Raw genomic sequence first — 26,920 nt, 5'->3', positions numbered from 1 at the left:
GTTCTGGTAGACCGTATTTTTCGGTAACTGCTGCCAACGAGCTCAACAGAACGAACGGGTAGAAAGCCTTTTAGGCGGTATGTTGACGTGTAGATGCCTGACTTGCCATCACCCCAGCTTCTTGCCAGTTTCAACCCGTTTTCCACCCCCCAGGTATCCCACCAGGCGCTTTGCCATGAGTCGGTTTGAAAGAGGCTCATATCAGGGCAGGCTTTTCACGATGTGTGGGCCAATGAGCCGTGTAAGCCATACCGGCAAACGCTGCCATACCGCTATCAATAGTTTGAATTTCGGATTATTTGGATTCAGTTCCGGCAGATTTTCCCCGGGAGGCAAGCAATAATCCCAATGCATGGGAATGGGCTGAGCGCCCCACTGCTCCTTGAATTTGTAGGTGCCTGAATCTTTACTGCAACGGCCGAAATCAAACACCTTGTAGCCTTGGGATATGGCGAATTCAAGCACTTTCCAGTACATGAACATGTTGATGCCGGTGGTGTTGAACTCTCGCAGCGTGGAAGCCCAGGGGATTTCCATTTGCTCTGCATAACCCATCAAAAATGCACAGCCTGCAGGTTTTCCATTCAATTTCACAACCACCAGCCGGGCTGATTCGCCCAGATGCTGAAGCAGATTCAGGAAAAAGTCTTTGCCGTAAACGGGGGTACCGAGGTCTCTCATGTTACAGGCGAACACATCATAGAACGGGCCAAGCAACTCCGGACCGCCAATCATTAATTCCGGATCTTCCCTCTCAGCACGGCGTATTTGGGCGCGAAGCTTCGGGCGAAAGGTCTGCCAAAGCAATTCGGTGGTTGGCGGCAAGGGTAACAAAAAGGTGACCTTATCAAGCCGTTGCGGCAGTTCAAGTTCACTATCCTGAAGATGACGCAATTCGATATGGCTGGCACCCATACTTTGTCGCCATTCATTGGCCGCCGCAACCAGCCTGGTAGCCGCTTCCTGACTGTTGGTCAGCAATCCCCCGTAATTAAAATAAGGTACGGAGACCACAAAATTTCCAAACAATTTGCTGCTGAGCTGCACGAGCGGCAGAACTCCCAGTATTTCTCCATCCGCCGATAATGCATAACAGTAATGGGTAGTGTGCCCATACGTTTGCTCAATAAAACGGCGGATGTTGATAAAATGGTAGGGTGTTGCGGCTGGGTGATTTTTCACAAATCGATCCCACCCAGCTTCTGCTTCTGATCCCCGAACTACTGCTACCAGATGGTGAACGGGTTTGGACGAGAGATTCTGAATCGGGTTTGCGACAGCGGAAGCACGGGCGATATCCGGGAACGGTGGTTCCGATGATGTCTGTGTATTTTCCGCCTTGTTTAACTGGCTTTTCTGGGCTTTTTGAACCGCTTTGAGCTCATCAGACACCGCTTTCAACCGGTGGATCAGGGTTTCCGGTTCTTCTCCTGCTTTCTTGGCCTGGCCGATCTGACGGCTAAGGCTTCCTTTGAGGGCTTTAAGTTCATCCAGTTGCTGTTTGGGTGACGCTGTAGTCACTACCTCCCGACCTCCGCCAGTGAAAACCCGCGGCTCAACACGAGGCGCACCTCAAACTGATCCTTATCATTCCTGATGGACTTCGAGCGCAGATACGCCTGATTGAACTCAACGCCGAACGTTGTGTTTTCTGCGATCTGTCGGGTCCAACTCGCTTTTAAGCGATGAATCTGATCATTATTCCCGCTGGCATTTTCATTCGAATCGCCTGCCCATGTGTACCGAAAATCAAGACGCTGCAGCGACGTAAGCTGAAAACCGAAATTGGCGCTGGCGCGGTATTGGTATGTTGTGGTGCCGGAATTCTGTGATTCGAGCTGTGCACCTTGTACGTAAAAGCCCAAAATGCAGGCATCGCACACGAGTTGGGTATTGTGGGTCAGAGACAGTGAATCTCTAAGCACCAGATCCCGCAACCGAACTGATTGTGGCAAAAATGAAAAAACCGGCGGCAGGTTCAGGGAGAGATCTGTGGCGCTGTCTGACAAGCGGCGATCGTATTTCACCGATGTACGCCAATTGGACGTTACCCAGGCTCGCTCTGCAAAACCCGTTACCGCGTCGTTTTTGCTAGTGGTTCCGTCATTGTATTCTGTTTCTGCCCGGCTTCCCCCCGCCCCTATCCTGAAAGACCCGCTCTCCGTTTGCAGGCTGTAGACCAACTGCGCGGTATCGATCGTGAGGTTTGTATTACGCTTGTCAGACCAGCTACGGCTAAGGTTAAGACCACCCGTGGAGCGCTCGCTCAACCTTCGAGAAAGCTCGCTGCCAACGGTGTAAGATTGCTGATTTTTGAGAACTCCGCTAGTAAAGCTGCGGCCGGCCTGGCCAAAAAACCGCACGGTGGATAAATCGCCCGGATAGAAATTCAACCCGGCTCCCGCATTCAAGCTATTGCGGGTATTGTAGCGGGAAGAATTTACAGCGAAACCCGTGTTGTTACGCACGGAACTGATTGTGTGGCCCAGATTGAAGTCAATGCGACTATTGGGATCAAAGTATGTATAGCGGGAGGCGCCGGTGACCGAGGTGTTGCTCGCTTGACGATTGCGAAGGGTGTCCTGCGGGGTTTGAAGCGTGCCGCCGTATTGCAACACAAGCGCATTGGCGCCGCTTTCAAGTTGACCGCCTACCTGCCCGGACACACCAACACCGGGCTTTGTGTTGGTGTCGGTTGACTCTCCCAGGTCCGTTCGAGTGTGAGTGATACCGGTAAACACCGAGGCCGAACCAGACAGGCTGCTGATATTATCGCTAAGGCCTTGAGCTGTTGCCACACAAGACCAGGCTAAACACAAAGCACCCACGAACCCCGGACCTACATGAAGGCTGTATTTGCTTGAGTTTCCTGCTGTGGGTTCCATGGGCTACTCCTGAAAAATCAGGCCGGAGAATTTATCAGACCCGAATGTGTCCACGGAATCTGCAATGACCTCCCCGGTGACTTCTCCAAAAGGCACACCGAAGATGATCTGATCTGCAAAACGCTCAAGGATTCGTGCTTCTGTATTTTCACGCAGGGGCGGTGCATTCAGCACAATGCACCGATCCGGATAACGCGCTTTGAGTTCTGTAATCAACTCCCGCATACGCACGGATGAAAACAACTCAACCGCAGAAGATGCCTGGGTACCTGCCGGTATGACTGAGAGGCGTTCAACACCACTGGGGTAGAGAATCGATTTGATATCCATCGACCGGTCGCCCACAAAATCCGTAACACCGGCGTTCATCCGGCAGGAAACCAGCCCAGCCAGCTCGTTGTTATGGGTATCGCAATCCACAAGCAGTGCGGATGTGTGGGAATCCAGAGCAAAGGAGGCCGCGAGGTTATAAGCGGTTAAAAGTCCGCCAGAATTATTGCCGAGGCTGCTGAACATCACCGTGAAATTGCCTTCCCCGGCGCGATTACGGAGCTGGATGCGAAGCTCACGATAAGCGTCCATTACTTCCTTGTCTGCCATGCCGGAATAGATTATTTTCCGCTCCCGTAACTGTTCACGGCTCCAGGGGGTAGGATTGCCGATCAGCGCAAGGGACACCGACGAATCGTAAAGCGTTGGCGGGTATCGACGGCCATCAGCCTCCAAACGATTCATGGTAGGCTTATTGCGCTCAATGCCCGCGTAGGGGCGTTCTTTACGAAAATTCTCTTCGGACTTTGCCTCGCCCCGGTCGCGGCGTTCATCCTGGCTTTTCAGAAGCGCATTGTAGAGTTTGTTGTCGTCCATCAATTGCTCCCTTCTTCAAGCCCAAGCCCGGTTAATTCCCCGGCCATGTTGATCAGGTATTCCACAGTGATGCCCATGATTCCGAAAATCAGAAACGCAAAATAAGCCGTCATGAAAGTCGCCAGCACAATCAGAATCGCGAGCACATCCTTGCGCAGCATGCGGTCTTTCCAGGTGCTGCGGTAGTGGGGAATGGTGGTCAACACCGGGATACTTTCCGGCAGCGCCAGTTGCAGCGCACGGGGTGAACGCACGCGCTGATCTAACATGACCAGCATGGTTAGCAGGCCCAGCACCATGGCACTGCCCAGGAAAGGCCCAGCGAGGCCAACCTGGTAGAGCTGCAGGCCGTCCCAATGGGTGGGGTATGAGGCCGGCTCCTGGATTTTGAAGCTTACGCCCTCGCCCTGAACGTCCAGGGTCATGGATAGCCGGGCTTGTTCCCGGCTTTGAAGCATGTCTTCGTATACGCCTCGGGTAACATCGTAGTCGCGGGTCAGATCCGACAGTTCAGCCTGGTTTTCGGCAACCCGTTGGGACCGACTGAATGCTTCCTCAAGAAGTTTCTTCAGTGACTCCAGTCGATTTTTATGCACGGTCAGGCGTGTTTTGGCGTCGGAGAGCTGGATTTTCAGGTTTTCATAAGCCGGGTTCTCCATCACCTCGGTAACGCCCCCGTCCCGGTCGTCGTCGGTCTGTGTGGCAATTTGTTTTTTCAGGTCTGCAATCTGACTCTTGGCGCTGACGACATCCGGGTGGCGTTCATGGTAACGAAGAAGCAGTGAGTCCAGCTCCTGGTAAAGATTCGCCAGTCGCCGTTCGGCTGAGGATTTGCCCGCGTCAACTTTTATGCGCCTTACTGGCTGCTCATCCTCAAGTTGGGAACCGGTCATCTGAATCTGGGATTCGGTTTGCTGGATTTCCAGCTTGAGGTTTTCAATGTCCCGGCGAAGGCCTTCGATTCTGGAAAGGGCGCTACCCTCGGTGCCATCCTGATTGCCCAGCTTGAATTCCTTCAAACGTTGCTCAGCCTCTTCAAGCTGGCGCTGGTAGGTTTTAACCTGGGAATCAATGAACTCGAACGCGCCCTGGCTCTCGGAGCGCTTTTTACGCCCCGAACGTTCCACAAAGCGGTTCAATACCGAGCTGAGAACCTGGAAGGACTCATCCGGGCTTCCACTGGTGTAGGCAATCTCAAGAAAGTTCGGGTTTGGTTCCCGTATCGCTACCTGTTTGCGCAGGCTGTCAATCTTTTCGTTACGAACAGCATCCGGTGCAGAGCTTTTGATCATTCCGGTATCCAGAGCAACCTGCTCCAGAAAAGACCGGCTTCGAATCATCTCCCGGGTTTCGTTGGTGCGACCGAGCTGAGTCATCTCCGCCTTGCCTTTAAGCAGAGGCTGAAGAATATTGGATGGATCTGCGTACAAAAGAGCCTTGGAGGTGTAGCTTTTCGGCACTACGTAACCCAGCGCTAAAACTCCGAGGGTTACGGTCATAAAAATGATCACTGCTGCCAACCTGTGCCGGTAAAGTTCAAGCTTCACCGCACGGAGGATATCAATCAGGAACTGCATATCCATCAGAGCTCGCCCCGGAACAATTGCTTGCGCGGCACGCTGATTACGTCACCAGGTTGCAGACTGTGGTTGGTGCGCATGTCGCCATCCGTAAGAATGGCCCTGAGGTCCAGCCCGAAGCTTTGGTACTCACCCTCAACCTGGCGGTGCAGAACGGCACGTCCGTCCGCAGCAAAATCGGTAACGCCGCCGGCCATGAGTACAACGTCCAGCACGGTCATGCCGGGCTGAAAGGCAACTGATTGCGGCGACGCGACCTGCCCCGTCACCCGGATACGGTTGCGGAACTCTTTACTCATGGGGTTGGTCACCATCACCGTCACTTCCGGATTGCGAATGTACTCGCCCAGAGTGTCACTGATTTCGGAGGCCAACTCTTCTGGCATTTTACCTTCGGCTTTGACATCTCCCACCAGGGGAAGGGAGATAAAACCATCAGGACGAACCACAATAGATTGGCCCAGTTCGGGGTTGCGCCATACGCTGACCGCAACGGTATCGCCCACGCCAATTTCATAAGGCACAACCTCCCGCTCGGATGCCGGCGGCATTTCTGCGGAGGATGGCAGACCGGAACAGGCCGTAACAAACAGCCCCAACATTGCAATTAAGCTCGCTCGCATCAGTGTGCAAATAGTCATAAACGCTCTCCAGATCCTAGTTGTTCTCGCCAGTTTTTTTACCGAACGCCCTTGCCCAGAAGTATTACTTCCACGGTTTGGATCATGATCAGAAAATCCATCAAAAGGCTGTGATTTTTGGAGTAGTAAAGATCGTACTCCAGCTTGCCCCGGGCGTCCTCAACCGATGCGCCATAGGGGTATTTAAGCTGTGCCCAGCCCATTAAGCCAGGTTTTACATAATGTCGGGTGTCGTAGAACGGGATTTTTTCTTTGAGCTCCGAGACAAATTCCGGTCTTTCCGGACGAGGCCCGACGATGCTCATTTCGCCTTTGATCACATTATAGATTTGCGGCAATTCATCCAGACGTGTGTTCCGTATGAACGCCCCGACCCGGGTAACCCGATTGTCGTTGGCGGAGGCCCATCGCGCTTTGCCGTCTTTTTCAGCGTCCTGACGCATACTGCGAAACTTGTAAATGCGAAACTCTTTGCCCAGCATTCCGACTCGGGTCTGGCTGTACAATATAGGCCGCCCGGTTTCCAGGAACACCGCAATGGCTGTAAGCATGACAAAGGGAAGCATTACCGCAAGGAGCGTGAGGCTGATAACCAGATCCAGAAAGCGCTTGGTAAAGTCACGGGTTTTGGAGGGTTTGAAACCCTCGGAAAATACAATCCAGGACGGATGAACCATATCCAGTTTGGCTTTTTTAAGCTCGCGCTCGTAAAAATCGACGCCATTGGTTATCGCAATGCCCCGCAACTTACACTCCATGAGGGCCGGCACTGGCAGCCAACCGCCTTCGCTGCTACGGCGTTCCTGTTGGGCAACCACAATCTCCGAAACGCGATTCTGCCGGCAGAATTTATAGAAATCGTTGGGCGTGGGCAGCAGTTTATCTGCTCCGACAGCGCCATTCGAGCTGTCTGCAATGCACCCGATGATGCGCACTCCCAGTGAGCGCATGTTGCGCTCGTATTCGTCAAACAGGGTGGCCGCAAAATCACCGTCGCCAAGAATTACCACCCGGCGCACCAACTGCTCTGAATCCACAATACGGAGAAATGCCAAACGAAGAAGAATAACGATAACAGACGCAAGAATAACCGCCCAGAACAGGTTTGTACTGCCCGGGTTTGCGGAGGGAAGCACCAGGTAGAGCAGTTTCAGAGCGATTCCGCCTACAAAACAGTAGGCAACCAGCGTACGAAAAAGCAGGGCCGACACGCTTTCATGAACCATTGCAAGGTAGCCGCCCATGGCAAGGGTTCCGCCGCTCAGGATCAGTGCGAATAAGCCGGCTGAGAGCATGTTTGTATCGACAGAAGGGTAACCGACGTTTGCCAGGGAAAGCAGCGATGCAAGGAAGGTAAAAATAGCGTATAGAACAACAAATTCCAGCGCTGCGAGCACCAGATGAGGAATATGAAGGTAGTGTTTCCGAAATCTTATATACGACACGTCTAACTTCCTTGTTGTCTGCACGGCATTGTGACGCAGACCAACATCAAATTTTCCGGCGGATAACGCTCAACTGACAATGTGGGGCCGCGTAGCGCCGGTTATTTTTTCGGACATTCACACAGTTTGCGCTGGCTAACGTGTAATCACAACTCATTGTATCTTTTGACAAGATAGTTTGACATTGTTTTTCATAATCACCGTTAAATGCCGGCAACATGAATTGTATTTGCACCGTCAGTAGGCGAAAATCAGCCGTTGGTGTGATTGGAAAGGAGAACCCATGCCCGGACCGGAAAAAGCCCCACCCTTGCACGCTATGAGCATAGACGTTGAAGATTACTTTCATGTTGCTGCGCTTGCCGATGTTATAAGGCCGGAACAATGGAGCTCGTTGCCTTCCCGTGTCGAGCAGAACACTGAACGTCTTTTAGCGCTGTTTGACAAGCATCAGGTGAAAGCGACATTTTTTGTGCTTGGATGGGTGGCCGAGCGGTTTCCGGCATTAATCCGTAAACTGTCGGACCACGGCCATGAGATTGCCTCCCACGGGTACAGCCATCAGCTGATTTACACCCAGACTCAAGACGTGTTCAGGGAAGAAACCCTGCGCTCCAAGGCCCTGCTCGAAGACATCACCGGCAAAGCTATCGAAGGTTATCGCGCTGCCAGTTACTCCATTACCCGGGATTCCCTTTGGGCACTGGATATTCTGAGCAAAGCCGGTTTTACCTGGGATTCGAGTATTTTCCCGGTACGACATGATCGCTACGGCATACCTGGCTCGCCCTCTGCGCCCTACTCCATTGAAACCGCCAGCGGTGCGATTATTCAGGAATTCCCTTTGACGACCGCTCATATAATGGGGCTTTCCATACCGGCGGCCGGCGGCGGTTATTTTCGTCAGTTCCCTTATCCGGTGTTCCGCTATCTGTTCCGTAATGCCTCAGGTTTTGGTGAGCGGCCCCAAATGTTCTATCTGCATCCCTGGGAAATAGATCCTGATCAGCCACGTTACAATAACGCAAGCTGGTTCTCACGCTTTCGGCATTATACTAATCTGGACAAGTGCCACGATCGCCTTGAGCGACTGCTCGGAGATTTCCGGTTTGGCACTGTGAGCGAGAGCTACAACGCCTATGAACCAGACAAAATTCTTCTGCGCAGCGATCAGTTGATCCGCCTAGCCTGAGTCAGAGACAGGAACTGAGTATGTATCTGGAATTTTTCGGTCTGCACAGACACCCCTTCCGCATTACGCCGGAAGACGATTTTATTTACATGAGCCAGCAACACTCCCGAGCTTACGTGTACATGTCTTCGGCTATCTGGAGCTCAGAAGGCTTTGTGGTTATCAGCGGTGAGATCGGCTCTGGCAAGACCACTTTGCTGAAGAAGACGGTCCGTAATCTTGACGGCAATCTGAAACTGCTCAACATTTCCTACACCAACCTGGAATCACGAGACCTGTTCGGCCTGATTCTTCGCAAAGCCGGGATGAAGGTAGTGGATAACAGCAAGGTTGCGATGCTGTTCCAGATTACCGATTACCTGGAGAGCATGGCAGCGGCCGGCAACCCGGTTGTGCTGACCATAGACGAAGCGCAAAACCTCACACGTGAGAATCTTGAAGACGTTCGGATGCTGGCAGGCATGGAAAGCGTGGGCGGACCTGCCATGCGGGTTATTTTGCTGGGCCAACCGGAACTGAAACAGGCAGTGCTGGATATTCCCCAGCTTGCGCAGCGGGTGAAGCTGTTCTTCCACCTGGAAGGGCTGACGCTTGCAGAAACATCCGAATACATTGACTACCGGCTTCTGGTGTCTGGCCACGGTGCGAACAAGCTGTTTGACGCCGGTACCGTTCGTGAGATCCACAGGCTGAGCAAAGGTATACCCCGGCTGATTAACAAGCTGTGCGACGGCATGATGATGTGCGCCTACTCTGAAGACCGCCCGTTTATCGACCCGCACGATCTGAAATCTATTCGCCGGGACTTGTTGGGGGAGGAATTTTCCGAGGATACGCCCAAACCGCCGTTACTCAATAAGCGGGAACATTCCATTTCGGAGCGAAATGGGCAATCCGAAAATGACATGACGCGCGAGATGGTAGGTATGACTAGCGCTCTGGTACGCATGGCCGAAGCTCTGGAGCGAATTGACAACCGGTTAGCCGGCATTGTCCCCGAGGAGCGCCCCAACACGCGAGAGGGTATTGGCAAGGCTGATAATGTGAAGCCGTTGTCGCCTGGTCGAAAGTAGAAACGTTTACCGCTAAACAAAAAATCCCGGGCAAGCCCCGGGATTTTTGATCTATGGGCCTAGATTTGAAGGGTGCCCCATTGACGTTTCCCTGCTCACTACTTAAGCTGGGATATACCTTTGGGATATACTGTTGAAATGTAGACCGTGAGGCAGGCAATAAATGGAACGTGCAAGCATTTTCAAAAGCAACAAAAGCCAGGCGCTACGGCTTCCAAAGCCGGTGGCATACCCCGATGATGTCAAACAAGTGGACATCGTGATCATGGGCCGCGCCCGTATTATAACGCCTGCTGGCGAGACGTGGGATAGCTGGTTTGACGGCGAAGGGGTTTCCGGCGACTTTATGACAAATCGCGAACAGCCGGACTCTCAAGAGCGCGAGACGCTTTGATGCTGAAGTATATGCTCGATACCAACATCGCCATTTATACCATCAAAAATCGGCCTGCCGAGGTTCGTGAAGCATTTACTGCTCACGATGGCCAGATGTGCATTTCAGTCGTAACGTTTATGGAGTTGATATACGGAGCTGAGGCGTCTGCTGCGGTGCGTCGTAATCTCAGGGACGTTGAGGGTTTCGCAGCCAGGCTTGAGGTTTTGCCATACGACAATGATGCGGCGGTGCATACCGGGCAGCTGCGAGCTGAGCTGAGAAAAATTGGTCGCCCGATTGGTCCTTACGATGAAATGATCGCTGGGCACGCCCGATCTCAAGGGTTAGTGGTGGTCACCAATAACACAAAACAATTCGAGAACGTGCCCGGGATACGGCTGGCCAACTGGGTTAGTCAATAGCCATCTGGCTAAACTGCAAACAGCCCGGCAAACTCATGAACCGGCGTGGCTTCAAGCTCCTGTTGGCTATTACAGAGGTTGAAGATTTCCTCGCAGCGCTGCCCGACAAAACACGTTGCAAGATTTGCCTTGAATTTGTCTTCCAGCAACGGAATGCCCTCTTCTCTGCGCCGGCGGTGGCCGATGGGGTACTCCACCGCAACCTTGTCTGTACTGGAGCCGTCCTTGAAAAACACTTGGATGGCGTTAGCAATGGAGCGCTTATCTGCCTCCAGATATTCCCGGGTGTAGCGCTCGTCTTCAATGATTTCCATCTTGTCCCGCAGCGTATCGATTTGCGGGTGCGCATTGTGGAAGCTGTCTTCGTAATGGTCCGCGGTTAGATTCCCGAAAATCAGCGGTACTGCCGTCATGTACTGCAAACAGTGGTCACGATCTGCTGCGTTTGCCAGTTTGCCTTGCTTGGAAATGATGCGGATGGCGGATTCGTGGGTGGTTATCACGATTCGATCGATCTCGCTGAGCCGGTCTTTAACGTGTGGATGAAGCGTTACAGCTGCCTCAGCGGCGGTTTGGGCGTGAAACTCCGCAGGGAAGGAAATCTTGAACAAGATGTTTTCCATCACGTAGGAGCCGAATGCCTGCGGTAGTGAAAACTGACGCTCATCTTCCGGCTTCAATGCCTGATCTTTGTTGGTCTTGCTGAACAGCACGTCGTAAAAACCCCACTGAGGTGCTGTGAGTACGCCGGGAATGCCCATCTCACCGCGCATGGCAATATCGGCAAGACGAACAGCCCGTGACGTAGCGTCGCCGGCGGCCCAGGACTTGCGGGAACCGGCGTTCGGCGCGTGGCGATAGGTCCGCAGGGACTGCCCGTCTGCCCAGGCGTGGGACAGCGCTGACAGCAGTTGCTCGCGGTTAGCGCCCATAAGCTTCGCAGTGACCGCCGTGGAGGCGACTTTCACCAGCACTACGTGATCCAGCCCTACCCGATTGAACGAGTTTTCCAGCGCCAGTATGCCCTGAATTTCGTGGGCCATGATCATGGCTTCCAGAACCGCTTTCATGGCAATGGGTGATTTGCCCTCGGCCACACGCTTCTGGGACAGGTGATCGGCAATTGCCAGAATGCCGCCCAGGTTATCCGAAGGATGGCCCCACTCCGCCGCCAGCCAGGTGTCGTTGTAATCCAGCCAGCGTACGATGCAGCCGATATCCCAGGCAGCTTTTACCGGATCCAATCGAAATGAGGTTCCGGGAACACGAGCGCCGTGGGGAACGACCGTACCTTCCACGATGGGGCCAAGATGTTTTGTACACTCGGGGAAGCGTAATGCCAGCAGGCCACAGCCAAGTGTGTCCATCAGGCAGTTGCGGGCGGTGTTCCAGGCTTCTTCACTCTTCACCTGATAGGTCAGAACGTAGTCTGCAATTCGCTGCAGAACGTCGTCGTAATCAGGCCGCTCGTTGAGATCGAATGTTGCAGACATTTTCGTTCCTCCTTGCGGGGTTCGGGATCTAATGTAAAAAGTCCAAGGTGAAGGGGCCTATGCCTCAGGCCTCATCGGGTATGCGCACCCAACCCTCCATCAGAATGCGAGCGCTGCGGCTCATAATCGCTTTGGTGGCCGTCCACTGACCGTTCACTTCTTTGGCTTCGGCGCCTACTTGCAAAGTGCCTGAAGGATGGCCGAACGTGACCGACGTACGATCACCGCCGCCGGCAGCCAGGTTAACCAGCGTTCCGGGAATGGCCGCTGCGGTGGCAATCGCCACGGCCGCTGTGCCCATCATGGCGTGATGCAGCTTGCCCATTGATAGCGCGCGCACCAGCACATCGATATCACCGGCGCCGATCTTCTTGCCACTTGATGAAGTGTAGTCCGCTGGTGGCGCTACGAAAGCAACTTTTGGCGTGTGTTGTCGGGCGGCGGCTTCTTCGATGCTCTGGATAAGGCCCATTTTCAAGGCCCCGAGAGCCCGAATGCTCTCAAACATCGCCAGGGCTTTGGGATCGCTATTGATGTCGTCTTGCAGCTCCGTGCCCTTATAGCCGACTTCCTCCGCGTTGATGAACACGGTGGGAATGCCGGCGTTTATCATGGTGGCCTTTAATGTTCCAACACCCGGTACCTGCAGCTCATCCACCAGGTTGCCAGTGGGAAACATGGAACGCTCGCCATCCGCCGGGTCCATAAATTCCACTTGCACTTCGGCGGCGGGAAACGTGACTCCGTCGAGCTCGAAATCGCCGGTTTCCTGCACTTCACTGTTCGTGATCGGCACGTTGGCAATGATGGTTTTGCGGATATTGGCCTGCCAGATGCGCACAATTGCGGTGCCGTTTTCCGGAATACGGTCTTTTGCGACGAACCCACTGTTGATGGCAAAGGCGCCAACGGCTGCGGTGAGATTGCCGCAGTTGCCGCTCCAGTCCACGAAGGGTTTATCGATGCTCACCTGCCCGAACAGATAATCCACATCGTGATCACGCTGAGTGCTTTTGCTCAGGATGACGGTTTTGCTGGTGCTGGAGGTGGCGCCGCCCATGCCATCGGTTTGCTTCTGATACGGGTCGGGGCTGCCGACGACTCGCAGCAGGAGTTTGTCCCGTGCGGGGCCCGGAGTTTGGGCCTTTTCCGGGAGGTCGGCAAGGCGGAAGAACACGCCTTTGCTGGTGCCGCCACGCATGTAGGTGGCGGGGATTCTGATTTGCGGTGCTTTGGGCATTTTAAACCGCCCCTTCTGACTGCAGGAAATCCTCAGCAAACCGCTGCAGAACGCCACCTGCAGAATACACGGACAATTCCTCTGCCGTATCCAGCCTGCAAATAACCGGCACTCGCTCGGCGCCTCCGTCTTTGCGGTGAACAACCAGAACAAGCGTCGCACCGGGCGCCGCTGTGCCTTCCACATCGAAGGTTTCGGTACCGTCAATCTTCAGGGTTTTGCGCGTGGTGCCTTCTTCAAACTGCAGAGGCATAACGCCCATTCCGACCAGGTTGGTGCGGTGAATCCGCTCAAAGCCTTCTGCGGCGATGGCTTCAACACCGGCCAGCGCAACGCCTTTGGCTGCCCAGTCGCGGGAGGAGCCCTGGCCGTAGTCAGCGCCGGCAATGATGATCAGCGGCTGCTTGCGCTCCATGTAGGTTTCAATGGCTTCCCACATGCGAGTGACCTTGCCTTCCGGCTCAATCCGCGCCAGCGAACCCTGCGTCACTTTGCCGTTTTCATCCAACACCATTTCGTTGAACAGCTTCGGGTTGGCAAAGGTGGCCCGTTGGGCGGTCAGGTGATCGCCACGATGGGTTGCGTAGGAGTTAAAATCCACCTCTGGTAAACCCATTTTGTGCAGGTACTCACCGGCGGCACTGTCCATCATGATGGCGTTGGACGGCGACAAATGGTCCGTGGTGATGTTGTCTGGCAGTACGGCCAGCGGGCGCATGCCTTTGAGCATCTTTTCGCCTACTAACCCGCCTTCCCAGTAGGGTGGCCGGCGGATGTAGGTGCTTTCTGGCCGCCACTCGTAAAGCGGGTTGGTGTTGGCCTGGGCATCGCGGGTGATGTCGAACATGGGGATATAGGTGCTGCGGAACTGCTCCGGCTTCACCGATTGCTTCACGATGGCGTCGATTTCTGCATCATCTGGCCAGATGTCCTTCAGGGTGACGGGGTTGCCGTCTGCGTCATAACCCAAGGCGTCTTTTTCGATGTCGAAACGGATGGTGCCGGCGATTGCGTAGGCCACTACCAGAGGTGGTGAGGCAAGAAACGCCTGCTTGGCGTAAGGGTGAATCCGGCCATCGAAGTTACGGTTACCGGAGAGCACTGCCGTTGCGTACAAATCGCGATCGGTGACCTCATTCTGGATAACAGGGTCCAGCGCGCCGCTCATGCCGTTACAGGTGGTGCACGCGAACGCCACGACGCCAAAGCCGAGATTTTCCAGCTCGGATAATAGTTTGGCATCCTCCAGATACATTTTGACGGTTTTGGAACCCGGCGCCAGGGAGGACTTCACCCAGGGCTTTCGGGTCAGGCCCAGTTTGTTGGCATTTCGGGCAATCAGACCGGCGGCCACCATGTTGCGCGGGTTGCTGGTGTTGGTGCAGCTGGTGATGGCGGCGATGATGACAGCGCCATCGGGCATTTTGCCCTCTTCTTTCACCCACTCGCCTGCGATGCCACGCTCTTTCAGCTCGGAGGTTGGCAAGTGTGCGTGCGGGTTGGAGGGGCCGGCCAGTGTGCGGGCAACGGTGGAAAGATCAAACTTCAGAACACGCTCGTATTCGGCGGTTTTCAGGGCGTCTGCCCACAGGCCGGTGTGCTTGGCGTACTGTTCTACTAAAGCCACCTGCTCGTCTTCACGGCCAGTGAGCTTCAGGTAATCGATGGTTTGGCCATCAATGTAGAACATGGCTGCGGTGGCGCCGTACTCCGGTGTCATGTTGGAGATGGTGGCGCGGTCTCCTATGGTGAGGCTGTCTGCGCCTTCGCCATAGAATTCCAGATAAGCACCGACTACGCGCTCCTTGCGCAGGAACTCGGTCAGGGCCAGCACCATATCCGTGCTGGTAATACCGGGGTTCAGCCGGTTGGTGAGCTCAACACCTACGATATCCGGCAGGCGCATCATGGAGGCGCGGCCGAGCATAACGCTCTCGGCTTCCAGGCCGCCCACACCTACTGATATGACGCCCAGGGCGTCAACCATCGGCGTGTGGCTATCTGTGCCAACGCAGGTATCCGGGAAGGCTATTCGCTTGCCTTCGCCATCTTTTCGCGCCTGAATCACCGGAGACATTTTCTCCAGGTTAATCTGGTGCATGATGCCGTTGCCGGGGGGAATCACATCCACGTTTTTGAACGCGGTTTTGGTCCAGTTGATAAAGTGGAAGCGGTCGTCGTTTCTGCGGTCTTCAATGGCGCGGTTCTTCTCGAAGGCGTCGTCTTCAAAGCCCGCGTGCTCCACAGCCAGGGAGTGATCCACGATTAATTGCGTGGGGACCACCGGGTTTACTTTGGCGGGATCACCACCCTTCTCGGCAATGGCGTCGCGCAGCCCTGCCAAATCCACCAGGGCGGTCTGGCCAAGAATGTCGTGACAAACTACGCGGGCTGGGTACCAGGGGAAATCGAGATCACGCTTGCGCTCGATAAGCTGTTTCAGGGAATCCGTCAGTGCACTTGGGTCGCAGCGGCGAACCAGTTGCTCGGCGAGAATTCTTGAGGTGTACGGGAGCTTTTCGTAGGCACCAGGCTGGATGTCTTCAACCGCTTGGCGCGTGTCGAAGTAGTCCAGATTGGTGCCTGGGAGCGGTTTGCGGTAATTAGTATTCATCAGAAGACTCGTATCCCTTCGATTATGCGCGCTTGTCGATCGGCAGCCATTCGGCGCTTTCCGGACCTGTATAATCCGCACTCGGGCGAATAATCCGGTTATTAGCCCGCTGTTCTTTCACGTGTGCGGTCCAGCCGGATACGCGGGACATCACGAAAATGGGTGTGAACAGCTCGGTCGGGATGCCCATGAAGTGGTAAGTTGAGGCATGGAAGAAGTCGGCGTTACAGAACAGTTTCTTCTCGCGCCACATAACGTCTTCACAGCGAACGGATACCGGGTACAGAACCGTGTCGCCCATTTCCTCGGACAACTTTTCAGACCACTTCTTGATGATCACGTTACGGGGATCGGATTCGGTATAAACCGCGTGGCCGAAGCCCATGATTTTTTCCTTGCGTTCGAGCATGCCCATCAGACCTTTCTCAGCTTCGTCCGCGCTCTTGAATTTCTGAATCAGTTCCATGGCGGCTTCGTTGGCGCCCCCGTGCAGCGGGCCTCGTAGCGTGCCAATTGCGCCGGTTACGCAGCTGTGAATATCCGACAGCGTGGAAGCGCAAACGCGCGCGGTGAAGGTGGAGGCGTTGAATTCGTGCTCGGCGTAGAGAATCAGCGACACGTTCATCACGCGCTCGTGCAGTTCACTCGGCTTTTTGCCGTGGAGCAGTTCAAGGAAGTGGCCACCGATGGAGTCCACATTACTGGCGGTTTCAATGCGCACGCCTTCGTGGGCGAAGCGGTACCAGTAGGTAATGATAGACGGGAACAGGGCCAGCATGCGGTCGATCCGGTCGTCCTGCTCGCTGAAATCCTGTTCAGTTTCCAGGCTGCCCAGCATGGAGCAGCCGGTACGCATTACGTCCATGGGATGGGCGTTTTTGGGGATGTTTTCCAGAACGGTTTTCAGGGCATGAGGCAGGCCACGCAAGTTCTGAAGTTTCTTCTTGTACGCATCCAGCTCTTGCCGATTCGGCAGTTTGCCACGTAGCAACAAGTAAGCGACTTCTTCGAATTGGGCGTTCGCTGCCAGATCGCTGACGTCGTAACCACGATAGGCCAGGCCGGTGCCGGTTTTACCAACCGTACACAGTGCTGTTTCGCCAGCTACTTGACCGCGCAAGCCTGCGCCACCTGATTTTTTTGCTTCAGCCATGGTTGCTCTCCCTTAATTATTTAGACTGCTGGAACAACTGATCCAGCTTCTGTTCGAAATCGTGGTAGTTGAGGTAATCGTATAGCTCCATACGCGTCTGCATCAGATCGACCACGTCTTTCTGATCGCCTTTCTGCAGAATGTTCTGGTACACGGTGACGGCGGCCTTGTTCATGGCGCGGAAGGCGCTTAGGGGGTACAGCACCATGGCGGCACCGGATTCACCGAGCTCTTTTCGATTGTAAAGCGGCGTAGCGCCAAACTCGGTGATGTTGGCCAACAATGGCACATCCCCCAGGGCTTTTGAAAAGGCCTTGTAGTGCTCCAACTCGGTGACGGCTTCGGCAAAAATGCCGTCCGCACCGGCGTCAATGCAAGCTTTGGCGCGATCAATGGCGGCTTCCAGGCCTTCTTTCTGGAAGGCATCGGTGCGAGCCATGATAAAGAAGTCTTTGTCTATCCTTGCATCCGCTGCTGCTTTGATGCGATCGACCATTTCCTCTTTGGTTACAATTTCCTTGTTCGGGCGATGGCCGCAACGCTTCTGGGCAACCTGATCCTCAATGTGCACAGCCGCCGCGCCGGCGCGTTCCATTTCCCGGATGGTACGGACAATGTTGAATGCACCGCCCCAGCCGGTATCGATATCCACCAGCAGTGGCAAATCGGTGGCAGCCGTTATGCGGCGCACGTCTTCTACCACATCGTTCATACTGGTCATGCCCAAATCCGGCAGGCCGTAAGAAGCGTTAGCCACGCCGCCACCGGAGAGATAAATAGCCTGATGCCCGACTTTTTCGGCCATCATGGCCGCGTATGCGTTGATGGTACCCACGATCTGCAGTGGCTTGTTGTCTTGCAGGGCTTTGCGAAAACGCGCACCCGGGGAAAGCTTGCTGGACATGGTTATTCCCTCTCTTTAAATGGTTGGAGCCATTAAATAATTAAAACGCCTTCCTGAATTTTTCTCTCGATGTTTTTACGAGCGGCGTTAATGTGTCTTTTCATCAGAAATTCTGCGAGTTCACCATCGCGCTGGGCAATGGCTTCAACAATGCCGCGGTGTTCACCAAGAGCACGCTGGGGGCGCCCTGTGGAGGTGCTTAAACGATAGCGGTACATTCGCACCATATAATAGAGATCGCCCAGAAGCATTTGTGCCAGCTTTGTATTCCGGCTGCCAGTGGCTATGCGGTGGTGGAAATCGTAATCACCCTCAGCCTGGTAATAGGCTTGCCCACAGGATTCGTCGATCATCGCCTCGTGAGCGTCCAGAGTGGCCTGAAGGTCTGCAATTTCCTGATCGGTCATACGCTCAGCGGCCTGACGCGCGGCCAACCCCTCCATGACTTCGCGTATACGGTACAGTTCGACCAGCTCCGAGGCGCTCACCGCCACAACGGTAACGCCCGCGTGGGGACGGCGCACCAGAAGCCCGCGTGACTCAAGACGCCCCAGCGCCTCTCGAAGCGGGCCGCGGGTCAATTCGAAGCGGGCGCAGAGATCCAATTCACCGATTTTGTCACCTGGCGCGAGATCACCTTTAACGATGGCCGTTTGCAGACAATCAAAGGCTTCGTCGGCGCGCGTGTAGGTTTGAAACGTGGTGCCCGGCATATTTTGTCGACAATGTTACGGTAATTTCGACAAAATACGCCGTAAACTCTACTCTGTCAATAATCCGCGCGCCGCATTGTCAACAATCCAGAAGCGAACGCATCAATACAGCTTGCGCTCAGACACGGGCGGTGGTGAGTACTGGTATACCCAGGTTTCGGTGAGCGGCTCATTCGCCAGGCGCAGATACAGACGAATGTTAATGGGTTCCTCAGAGTCGCCTGGAACCAGATCAAACATCGCCCGGTATCCGTTAATGGCGGACAGCGGGCGCGCCGAGGTTATTTCCACCTCGCCGCGGCTGACGCTGACCACAGCCTCCACGTCGGTATTATTCCCCAACATTTCCAGCATCCCTCCCGCAAAGTCCACGGCGAACCGCCAGGAGAAGTGCTCCCGATCCTGACCAATAACACCGCCAAGCCCGGTGCGAGTGGCCTGTACGGTCGCCAGCTCTTGCGGTTTAACGGGTGCATGCTCGCCCCAATGCATACGATACGCGTACAGATATTCTTGTCCGGGCTGTAATGGCTCTTCCGGGTGCCAAAAAGCGACGATGTTGTCGAAGGTTTCGTCGACGGTCGGGATTTCCACCAGATCGATACTGCCCTTGCCCCACTCACCTTTGGGCTGCACCCAGACACTCGGGCGGCGGTCGTAGAACACGCCGTCGTCCTGATAGTGATCAAACTTCCGATCCCGCTGCAGCAAACCGAAACCTTGGGGACTGCTATCAAAGTAACTGTTGAATCTCAGGTGCGCCGGGTTCCCAAGTGGCCGCCAGAGCCATTCGCCACTGCCTGAAAGCATGGCTAAACCGTCAGAATCGTGAATTTCGGGGCGCCAGTCGTAATCTACCCGCCGGTTATTTTCCCCCACCTGATACATGCTGGTCAGGGGCGCGATTCCGGCTCTTTTCATTTCCGCACGGGGATACAGTGCCACGTCTACGTCTATTACCATGTTGCGACCGGGATCGAGCACAAAGGCGTAAGCGCCCGTGGTGCTGGGTGAATCGAGCAGCGCCCACACCCGCATAACGTGGCTGCCGGGTTGGGGTTTTTCCAGCCAGAAGGCGCTGAACCTCGGGAACTCTTCTTCGCCGTTTATACCCGTATCAATGGCCAGCCCACGAGCTGACATGCCGTACTGCATTTCCGAACCCACCGCGCGGAAATAGCTGGCCCCCAGAAACGCCGCAAGATCCAGTGAAAAGTTGGTTTGGTAGTGCAGGCGAAAACCCGCATAGCCCAGGTCTTTGGGCAAGTCGCCGAGGGGGTGCTTGCCGTTGTAGTTGAAAAAATCGGGATTGTATTTAAGCGTGGATGCCTTGCCGTCAGTCACCTCGTGAATCCTCACCGGGGACTGAAAATACAGGCCAAGATGAAAAAGCTGCACTTGAAAGGCCGACTCGCTGTCTGCCCACAACGCATGATCCTTGCGAAATCCGATGGCCTGATAGTCGTCCCAGGAAAGCTGCTTGAGACTCTTCGGCAGTTCGCCCTCATGGGAGATATAGGGGTGCGTGGCCAATTCCCGCGCGACGCCTTTCAGCCACCCATAGGAGAAGGGCTTTTCCTTGCTATCCATGCTGAGTTCTGATTCACGCGCCCACACCAGAGGTGCCAGCGGCAAAGCGCTAGCGCCCAGGGCCGCTATCAGGGTTTTCATAAGCGTTCGTCGATCCATAGCTTCTCTTCTCCCGTGTCGCTCTTATGTGTCTTTGGTTTGAGCGCTAAGCCGTGCGATGGATCGCCCCCAGAAACTGTCGGGCATTGCGCGCCAGGCGCCTTCGTGCAGGGCGCTCAGGGATTGTCGGTCTCTTACGATCTGGCTCATCTCGGAACGTGAGAGCGCATCCGGCCCTTTTTCCAGGCACCTTGCCACGCAGGTCTCAAGCTCAGCCGTGCGGGAGCCATGCCGATGATCCCACGCCAACGTCTGATGCAAACGATTGTGGTCGAGCCTGAGCACCGCCTGCTCAAGCGGTGTCAGGGTTGAGTCTGCGGGCTCTTGAGCACGAAACAGCAGAGCGTCTTCGAGCAGCGGCATGGCAATGCTTTCTTCCGGTATCAGCAGAAGCCGGCCCCGCCTGAGCGCTTGTCCGATGGAATTCCGGCTGAGATACACCGCCGTGGGCGCAGCCAGAATCAGCGGCAATGCCACGGGCAGCGACCATAAAAAAAACATGGCATTCAGGCTCCAGGCAAACGCAGACCAACCCAGACCCAACAGCATTCCGGGCAACTGGGTGATAAAGGCGTCCTTCCAGGTGGTTTCCTCCGTGCGGTTCTGCCCTGCCCATTCAAGTGACACGTTCAGCAGCCCGGAAATAACGTAGCGGCTGTGCGCCCACATGCGCAATGGCGCCAGTAACACTGAAATAACGATTTCCAGCATAACGCTGCAGAACAAACGGAACAGCCCACCAAAATCACCGGTAAACCTGTGAATTATGGCGTCGAGAATGGCCAGAAACTTTGGCAAAAACAACAATGCCAGCGTGCTCAAAGCAAGACCCAGAGCCCACTCGGGCCGCCACTCAGGCCAAAGCGGGAAAAGCCCCTGATGACCATCCGGAAAATATTCTATGGGCGACAGCGCCATATCGGCGGCCGCGATCGTGGTAAGAATCAGGAACCCCAGCCACAGTGGCGACGCGACATACGCCATGATGCCGTTGAGGAACGCCATACGATGAGCGAAGCGGAGTTTGGGCTCCCGCAACATCACCCACAGATGCTGAAGATTTCCTTTAGCCCACCGGCTGTCCCGGGCAAGCTCATCGGCCAGTGTTGGCGGCGATTCTTCATAGCTTCCGCCCAGGCCCGGCTCCAGCCAGACTTCGTAACCGGCACGCCCCATGTATGCCGCCTCGACAAAATCGTGACTCATGATAGGGCCGCCGAAAATCCCGAAGCCCGGTAGTTTGCGTAACCCGCAATGCTTCATGAACGGTTCGATGCGAAGAATGGCGTTATGGCCCCAAAAGGCCGCGTCGCCCATCTGGATGGCCGCCAGCCCGCTGGCAAATAACGTGGAGTAAAACCGGTTTGCGAACTGTTGAATGCGGGCAAACAAAGATTGACCATTGATAATGTTCGGGTTGGTTTGAAGAATGCCAACGCCGGGTTCGCGCTCCATCAACTGCACCATGCGCACAATGGAACTGCCGGTCATCAGGCTGTCGGCATCCAGCACCACCATATACCGTGAGCGCTTACCCCAGCGCCGGAGAAAATCCGCAACGTTGCCGCTTTTGTAGTTGAGATTCACCGGACGCCTTCGGTAGAAGATTCGCCCCTCTGCCCCCAGATCTTTTGCCAGATTGCTCCATGCCACCTGTTCTTCCAGCCAGACGTCCGGGTTCCGGCTGTCGGACAGTATATAAAACTCGAAGTGCTCGATCTGGCCGCTACGTTCGATATCCCGATACACCGCTTTCAGGCCGCTCAGGGTCCAGTGCACCGGCTCGTGATAGATGGGCAGCAACACGGCTGTTTTCGCCAACGGCGTTTCCAGCAGTTCAGCCTCCGTATGGCGCTTGAGTATGGAGTGGCGGTCACCGCCCATGAGACGGATGACAAACCCGAAAACCGCCGTCCAGAACCCGACGGCTATCCAGGCGTACAGAATGGCAAAAAGCACCAGCATGCCGATTTCCAGCGCGGTGCCACCGTGGTATGGCAGCACCCAGAGCAGGTAGTAAGACGCCACCGCTGTCTGGCCGAACACGAACAACATCAGCACAGCGCGGCGTAGGTTCGCAACCAATCGCCAGCGGTGCTTTGCGGTAGGTTGTGTTGCTTCATTATTCATAACGGCTATCCACGGCGATTGTATCCGATGCTGCCCCGGATCAGCGGCGGTGACGCTGCGGGAATCTGTACGTCGGGAACCGTGAAGTACTCCGGCAGCTTGTTCATCGCATTTTCCAGCAGGCGATGGCCACCCTCGTCCGCGCCAACTTCGGCGACCGCATCGTCGATCAGCTGCAGCATTTGCCGGCACTGCTCACTGGCCATTTCAACCCCGGCTTCACGCAAATAGTTGTACACGCGACTAAATACATGCTGAAAGGAAATGTCTTCCATGTTGTCTCCGTGCCTGTTTTAGCAATCGGCTGTTACTACTGCGGACTGCCGCGCAGGTCTGTTGACGGCCCGAGCAGATACGTCCACGTCTCCGTAACAGGCTTGTCATCTTTGCTCAGCACGCCTCTCAAGGTAAGCGGCTTATCTGCCGGCGGCTTTGCGAGAATAGACAGGCGCCACACGTCGTCGACCGCAAGGTATTCTACAAAGTGTTCAATGACTTCAACGCCCTCGCCCCCGCTTACCTGGCTGACCACTGCCGCATCCGGGTGAAGCTCTGCCAGCTCACCTCCTTTAAAATCAACAATCAATCGCAAGGCCTTGTTCGGACCCTCATTATTAGCATTTTTGTTACCCACGAACGTGCGTACCGTGCGCCCGTTAGGCTGCCCTGTGATATCAGGCTCGCCAAACGTTACGGAGTATTCCAGATGACGATTTTCACCGGCTTTTATGGCCTGGCTCGGTTTGAAAAACGCCACAATGTTGTCATTGGTTTCTGAGCGCGACGGGATTTCAACCAGCACGACCTGCCCTTCGCCCCAAGCTTCGTCGGTGTTGCCGCGAGGCTTGATCCACATACTCGGGCGACGGTCGTAGCGAGCTTCGCTATCCTGAAAGTCGTCGAACTTACGGTCGCGCTGGATCAACCCGAAGCCGCTCAGGCTTTGTACGTGGTGGTAACTCAGCTGCAGCTCGGCCGGATTAACCAACGGGCGCCATAGCCATTCACCGGTTTTGCCATCATTGATCAGCAGGCCGTCGGAATCGTGTACCTGGGGGCGCCACTCGCCTCTTGGCCGCAACGTATTATCACCGTAATAGAACATGGATGTGAGCGGTGCCTGGCCCAATTGTTCAATGTCATTCCGAAAAAACAGTTGCGCGGTTACGTCCATTTTTGCGCTTTTGCCCGGCTGAATTTCAAACCGGTAAGCGCCGGTCAGACTCTGTCCATCCAGCAAGCCATACACCACCATAACGTCGCTATCGGCCTTTGGATGCTCCATCCAGAACTCGGTAAATGAGGGAAATTCTTCACCCGACGGAAGGCCCGTGTTGATGGCAATTCCGCGCCCGGAAAGGCCAAAATTTTGATTTGCGCCAACGCCCCGGAAATAGCTCGCGCCGCCGAACACTAAAAACTGATTTTGCTCGTCTTTATCGGATAACGGGTAGGTTAATTTGAAACCCGCATACCCAAGATCGGCCGGGATCCGTTTTGCGAGTTCAGGGTTGGGGTAATCAAATTGCGTTTTATCGAACCCGAGCGGATGTACACCTTCCCCATCAACAACGTTCAGTTTGATGGCATTGGAGTAAAAACTGCCCTGCGGGATCATCATCACCTGAAAACGCGATCCGCTGGCGCGCCAGAGACTCTGGTCTGGCTTGAAGCGAATAGACTGGTAATCCGAGTAACTGAGATTTCTCAGAAAATCAGGGGCCTGCGCTGGCTTCTGATATTTTTCGCCGGCCAGGGTTTTGGCTTTATCAGTGACATCTTCAAATCCAAATGCCTGGGCAAAACTGGACGTTGTTATCAGAACAATAAAAGAGAAAAACACGGGCAGCCGTGGTCCAGTCATCGCCAAACTCCTTGTCAACATGACTACAAATGTAACACCTGCCATACGGCAGGCCTCAAGTGACATCTTAGTAACAACGAGGCTGATATGACACCGAATGACAGGAATATCTGTGTTCAGATACCGACGGTGATTGAGAAGGAGAGATCAGGGCTGGTGGGCATAAGGAGCGCGGTGTTGGACGCATTGAGCATTTGGCCAATGCGCATGTCCGCCTGAAAATCTTTGGCATAGAGCTGTACGGAGATTTCGCCCGTGCTGGCACTGCCAAAACGATCGGACTGGACCGCTGAATAAGGCGCCCAGCCCTGCAGCAGGGAAAAGGTGATAGAGGAGTTGAGTTCGGATGCGAATGGCCAGTGATATCCCGGGCTGCGGGCATTCATACGCAACCAGCCACCTTGGGCTACGCGCACCGATTGGCCGTTAAACCCCCGCATCATGCCGGGACCCGCAATGCCAAGGTATTCGGAGGACGGTAAGTCTTCCGGGGCAAATTGGTAGCGGCCGTTAAGCCCAAGACGCCAGCTCAGCACGTCTTTACTGAACGTCGCTGCCAAAGCGAATCGGTGAAACCCCTCAGAATCGCTGCTTTTACCCGATGAACTGGAAATTTCTTCAGAATCCATACCGCCGACGACCATCAGCGACGTGGTTGCGTACACACCCCCAAACAACTCTCGTGAGGCAGAACCGTGAAGCCCGAAGCTCGACAGCCGATGAGCGGCATCCTCTACCCAAAGACTGTCTTCAAATGCGCTACTGCTGCTGCTGATATGGGAGAACACACTGCTGACTTCAAGGTTTCGCCAGGACCATAGAGGTCGGTTACCCGTTATTTTGAAATTCCGGCGCGCCCCCCGGGTGTCATAACGCAGCCCCGAACCGCTGGCCTCACCGGAATAATCCCCGTTTTCGAGATCTATCCGGAAATCACTGCCTGCCAACGGGAACGAATATCTCAGCGCGAGCGATGTGGACTCCGCACTGCCTTCCCGGGCAATGGAATCGCTAAAATTGAGGCCGAGCACGTGCTGTGACCAGATCAGGTTATTGCTGACCAGATTGATACGCCCATCTGCTTTGTCACTGGTTTGTCTGGAGTCACCGGAAAACTCCACGTGAGAGGCTACATAACGGGTAACCGACTGGACAAGATCTGTTGGATACAGATCCCACAAGGGGGACTCGGCGGGAGATTTCCCGCTGTTGGCAGAAACCTGACCGGCTAAAACGCCGAAAATAAGGGCGACCGACAGAGCACGTCCCACGAAAAAGCCTCAAAAGTTAAAAAATCAGGAATTACAGTGACTTAAATAAACGCTTCGACATTTTAAAAAAATACAGCGCCAGAATCCAGCGATGGTATCAAAAAATTACAGTTTTAACACACATGAAAACAGTAGGTTACCGCTACATTTAAAAGCGCTACTTTAGATGCGAATCAGAGGGGGAAAAAGATCCAGACCAGATCGGGGGCGCACGCCCTCCCCCTTCGAACGAATAACTTGGTAAACTCGCTCCACATTATGGACACGCGATAAATTCCGAAAAAAGGACGAACAAAATGATCAAAAAGTGCCTCTTCCCCGTTGCCGGTTACGGCACACGCTTCCTGCCCGCCACAAAAGCGATGCCAAAAGAAATTCTTCCCGTTGTTAACAAACCGCTGGTTCAGTACGGCGTTGAAGAAGCAGCCGAAGCCGGCATTCATGAGTTCGGCTTTGTGACGGGCCGGGGCAAGCGGGCGATTGAAGACCACTTTGACATCAGCTACGAACTCGAACATCAGATTGCGGGATCCGGCAAAGAAAATTTGCTGACCTCCATTCGCGATCTGATCGACCACAATACGTTTGCGTTTACCCGTCAGGTTGAAATGAAAGGGCTCGGTCATGCCATTCTGAGCGGCCGGAATTTAATCGGTGACAACCCGTTTGCTGTTGTTCTTGCAGATGACTTTTGTGTTGGCCCAGGTGAAGGCGAAGACGGCGTGCTGGCGCAAATGGTCAAGCTGTATAACCAGTTCCGCTGCTCCATTGTGGCGATTGAAGAAGTTCCGGCGGATGAAACCCACAAGTATGGTGTGATTGCCGGGGAATCCATGAAAGACGGCCTGTACCGCATTACCGATATGGTTGAGAAGCCTACTCCCGAAAATGCTCCGAGCAATCTGGCGATCATTGGCCGTTATATTCTTACACCAGATATTTTCGACATTCTGGAGCGTACGCCAGCGGGTAAAAATGGCGAGATCCAGATTACCGATGCGCTGCTGGAACAGGCCAAAAATGGCTGCGTACTTGCCTACCAGTTCAAAGGCCGGCGCTTTGATTGCGGTAGCATTGACGGTTTTGTAGAAGCCACCAACTACGTTTACGAGAACATCTACAAGAAGTCGAAATAACGAAAACCGGCGCCTCTGCTGGCCTGAACGCAATCCCGCAGGTACCTTCAGTGCACAGACCTCTTTGGCTGTGTCACCCAATTGGCCCCGGTGGATGGATTTGGCCAAGCGATCGAAGCGTGAGCCTGCGGGACTGAACGGCGGCCGCCTTGTTATTGCTCAGCTGGCCGTTACCGTCGCGGCCTCCCTTGTGGCTGGCACTGGGTACTTGCTGTCGGCAGACAATCGTTTC

At 54.7% G+C, this 26,920-nt stretch carries 22 protein-coding genes and 1 pseudogene; 5 read left to right on the top strand and 18 right to left on the bottom strand.

Annotation, left to right across the window (positions count from 1 at the left end):
* The 7 genes and pseudogenes from ENI00_RS09295 to ENI00_RS09265 all read right to left on the bottom strand — a co-directional run.
* Positions 1 to 200 (bottom strand): annotated as a pseudogene (locus tag ENI00_RS09295) (GNAT family N-acetyltransferase); the annotation flags it as partial.
* A gap of 1 nt (position 201) precedes the next feature.
* Positions 202 to 1,521, bottom strand: coding sequence for a FemAB family XrtA/PEP-CTERM system-associated protein (locus tag ENI00_RS09290; RefSeq protein ID WP_304101530.1), 1,320 nt, complete (start codon positions 1,519 to 1,521; stop codon positions 202 to 204).
* The gene (locus ENI00_RS09285; RefSeq protein WP_304101529.1) at positions 1,521 to 2,885 is read right to left on the bottom strand and encodes a hypothetical protein; all 1,365 of its coding nucleotides are present in this window, start codon (positions 2,883 to 2,885) and stop codon (positions 1,521 to 1,523) included. The genes ENI00_RS09290 and ENI00_RS09285 overlap by 1 nt, the downstream gene beginning before the upstream one ends.
* A gap of 3 nt (positions 2,886 to 2,888) precedes the next feature.
* Positions 2,889 to 3,752: a polysaccharide biosynthesis protein gene (locus ENI00_RS09280; RefSeq protein WP_304101528.1), complete on the bottom strand. Its 864-nt coding sequence runs from the start codon at positions 3,750 to 3,752 to the stop codon at positions 2,889 to 2,891.
* Positions 3,752 to 5,335, bottom strand: a complete 1,584-nt coding sequence (locus ENI00_RS09275) for an XrtA system polysaccharide chain length determinant (RefSeq protein ID WP_304101527.1) — start codon at positions 5,333 to 5,335, stop codon at positions 3,752 to 3,754. Before ENI00_RS09275 ends, ENI00_RS09280 begins: the two co-directional genes overlap by 1 nt.
* A complete protein-coding gene (locus ENI00_RS09270) occupies positions 5,335 to 5,973 on the bottom strand; it encodes an XrtA/PEP-CTERM system exopolysaccharide export protein (RefSeq protein WP_304101526.1) in 639 nt (212 codons plus the stop codon). The genes ENI00_RS09275 and ENI00_RS09270 overlap by 1 nt, the downstream gene beginning before the upstream one ends.
* A gap of 38 nt (positions 5,974 to 6,011) precedes the next feature.
* Positions 6,012 to 7,418, bottom strand: coding sequence for a TIGR03013 family XrtA/PEP-CTERM system glycosyltransferase (locus tag ENI00_RS09265; protein WP_304101525.1), 1,407 nt, complete (start codon positions 7,416 to 7,418; stop codon positions 6,012 to 6,014).
* A gap of 283 nt (positions 7,419 to 7,701) precedes the next feature.
* On the opposite strand from ENI00_RS09265, the gene ENI00_RS09260 reads away from it, so the two are divergent.
* From ENI00_RS09260 to vapC, 4 genes are all read left to right on the top strand, one after another.
* Entirely contained in the window at positions 7,702 to 8,610 is a 909-nt protein-coding gene (locus ENI00_RS09260; RefSeq protein ID WP_304101524.1) for an XrtA system polysaccharide deacetylase, read from the top strand.
* Between the two features lie 20 nt (positions 8,611 to 8,630).
* Positions 8,631 to 9,683, top strand: a complete 1,053-nt coding sequence (locus tag ENI00_RS09255) for an ExeA family protein (protein WP_304101523.1) — start codon at positions 8,631 to 8,633, stop codon at positions 9,681 to 9,683.
* Between the two features lie 163 nt (positions 9,684 to 9,846).
* Entirely contained in the window at positions 9,847 to 10,077 is a 231-nt protein-coding gene (gene vapB, locus ENI00_RS09250; RefSeq protein ID WP_304101522.1) for a type II toxin-antitoxin system VapB family antitoxin, read from the top strand.
* Positions 10,077 to 10,481, top strand: a complete 405-nt coding sequence (gene vapC, locus ENI00_RS09245; RefSeq protein WP_304101521.1) for a type II toxin-antitoxin system tRNA(fMet)-specific endonuclease VapC — start codon at positions 10,077 to 10,079, stop codon at positions 10,479 to 10,481. Before vapB ends, vapC begins: the two co-directional genes overlap by 1 nt.
* An 8-nt stretch (positions 10,482 to 10,489) precedes the next feature.
* Here vapC and prpD read toward each other — a convergent pair whose 3' ends face one another.
* The 11 genes from prpD to ENI00_RS09190 form a co-directional block, all read right to left on the bottom strand.
* Positions 10,490 to 11,974 carry a 2-methylcitrate dehydratase gene (gene prpD, locus ENI00_RS09240; RefSeq protein WP_304101520.1) on the bottom strand — a complete coding sequence of 495 codons (1,485 nt, stop codon included), beginning with the start codon at positions 11,972 to 11,974 and terminating at the stop codon, positions 10,490 to 10,492.
* 64 nt (positions 11,975 to 12,038) lie between these two features.
* Complete coding sequence (prpF, locus tag ENI00_RS09235; protein WP_304101519.1) at positions 12,039 to 13,214, bottom strand: 2-methylaconitate cis-trans isomerase PrpF; 1,176 nt, start codon at positions 13,212 to 13,214, stop codon at positions 12,039 to 12,041.
* 1 nt (position 13,215) lies between these two features.
* Positions 13,216 to 15,828 (bottom strand): Fe/S-dependent 2-methylisocitrate dehydratase AcnD, encoded by a 2,613-nt coding sequence (gene acnD / locus ENI00_RS09230; protein WP_304101518.1) that lies wholly within the window; start codon positions 15,826 to 15,828, stop codon positions 13,216 to 13,218.
* Positions 15,829 to 15,850: 22 nt separating this feature from the next.
* Entirely contained in the window at positions 15,851 to 16,981 is a 1,131-nt protein-coding gene (prpC, locus tag ENI00_RS09225) for a bifunctional 2-methylcitrate synthase/citrate synthase (protein WP_304101517.1), read from the bottom strand.
* A 16-nt stretch (positions 16,982 to 16,997) separates the two neighbouring features.
* On the bottom strand, positions 16,998 to 17,885 hold the full coding sequence (gene prpB / locus ENI00_RS09220) for a methylisocitrate lyase (protein WP_304101516.1): 888 nt from the start codon (positions 17,883 to 17,885) through the stop codon (positions 16,998 to 17,000).
* Between the two features lie 32 nt (positions 17,886 to 17,917).
* A complete protein-coding gene (locus tag ENI00_RS09215; RefSeq protein WP_304101515.1) occupies positions 17,918 to 18,598 on the bottom strand; it encodes a GntR family transcriptional regulator in 681 nt (226 codons plus the stop codon).
* A gap of 102 nt (positions 18,599 to 18,700) precedes the next feature.
* Positions 18,701 to 20,287, bottom strand: coding sequence for a glucan biosynthesis protein (locus ENI00_RS09210; protein WP_304101514.1), 1,587 nt, complete (start codon positions 20,285 to 20,287; stop codon positions 18,701 to 18,703).
* Positions 20,288 to 20,311: 24 nt separating this feature from the next.
* On the bottom strand, positions 20,312 to 22,417 hold the full coding sequence (gene mdoH / locus ENI00_RS09205) for a glucans biosynthesis glucosyltransferase MdoH (RefSeq protein ID WP_304101513.1): 2,106 nt from the start codon (positions 22,415 to 22,417) through the stop codon (positions 20,312 to 20,314).
* Between the two features lie 5 nt (positions 22,418 to 22,422).
* Positions 22,423 to 22,692 carry a hypothetical protein gene (locus ENI00_RS09200; RefSeq protein ID WP_304101512.1) on the bottom strand — a complete coding sequence of 90 codons (270 nt, stop codon included), beginning with the start codon at positions 22,690 to 22,692 and terminating at the stop codon, positions 22,423 to 22,425.
* Positions 22,693 to 22,727: 35 nt separating this feature from the next.
* Complete coding sequence (locus ENI00_RS09195) at positions 22,728 to 24,281, bottom strand: glucan biosynthesis protein G (RefSeq protein ID WP_304101511.1); 1,554 nt, start codon at positions 24,279 to 24,281, stop codon at positions 22,728 to 22,730.
* 116 nt (positions 24,282 to 24,397) lie between these two features.
* Entirely contained in the window at positions 24,398 to 25,552 is a 1,155-nt protein-coding gene (locus ENI00_RS09190; RefSeq protein ID WP_304101510.1) for a ShlB/FhaC/HecB family hemolysin secretion/activation protein, read from the bottom strand.
* Positions 25,553 to 25,848: 296 nt separating this feature from the next.
* Between ENI00_RS09190 and galU the strand changes: the two genes are divergently transcribed.
* A complete protein-coding gene (gene galU, locus ENI00_RS09185) occupies positions 25,849 to 26,688 on the top strand; it encodes a UTP--glucose-1-phosphate uridylyltransferase GalU (protein ID WP_304101509.1) in 840 nt (279 codons plus the stop codon).
* Positions 26,689 to 26,920 lie beyond the last annotated feature (232 nt).

It is taken from the genome of Marinobacter antarcticus (genome assembly GCF_011049865.1).
In the GTDB taxonomy this organism is placed as follows: domain Bacteria; phylum Pseudomonadota; class Gammaproteobacteria; order Pseudomonadales; family Oleiphilaceae; genus Marinobacter; species Marinobacter antarcticus_A.
This window is presented reverse-complemented; position numbering and strand designations above follow the sequence as displayed.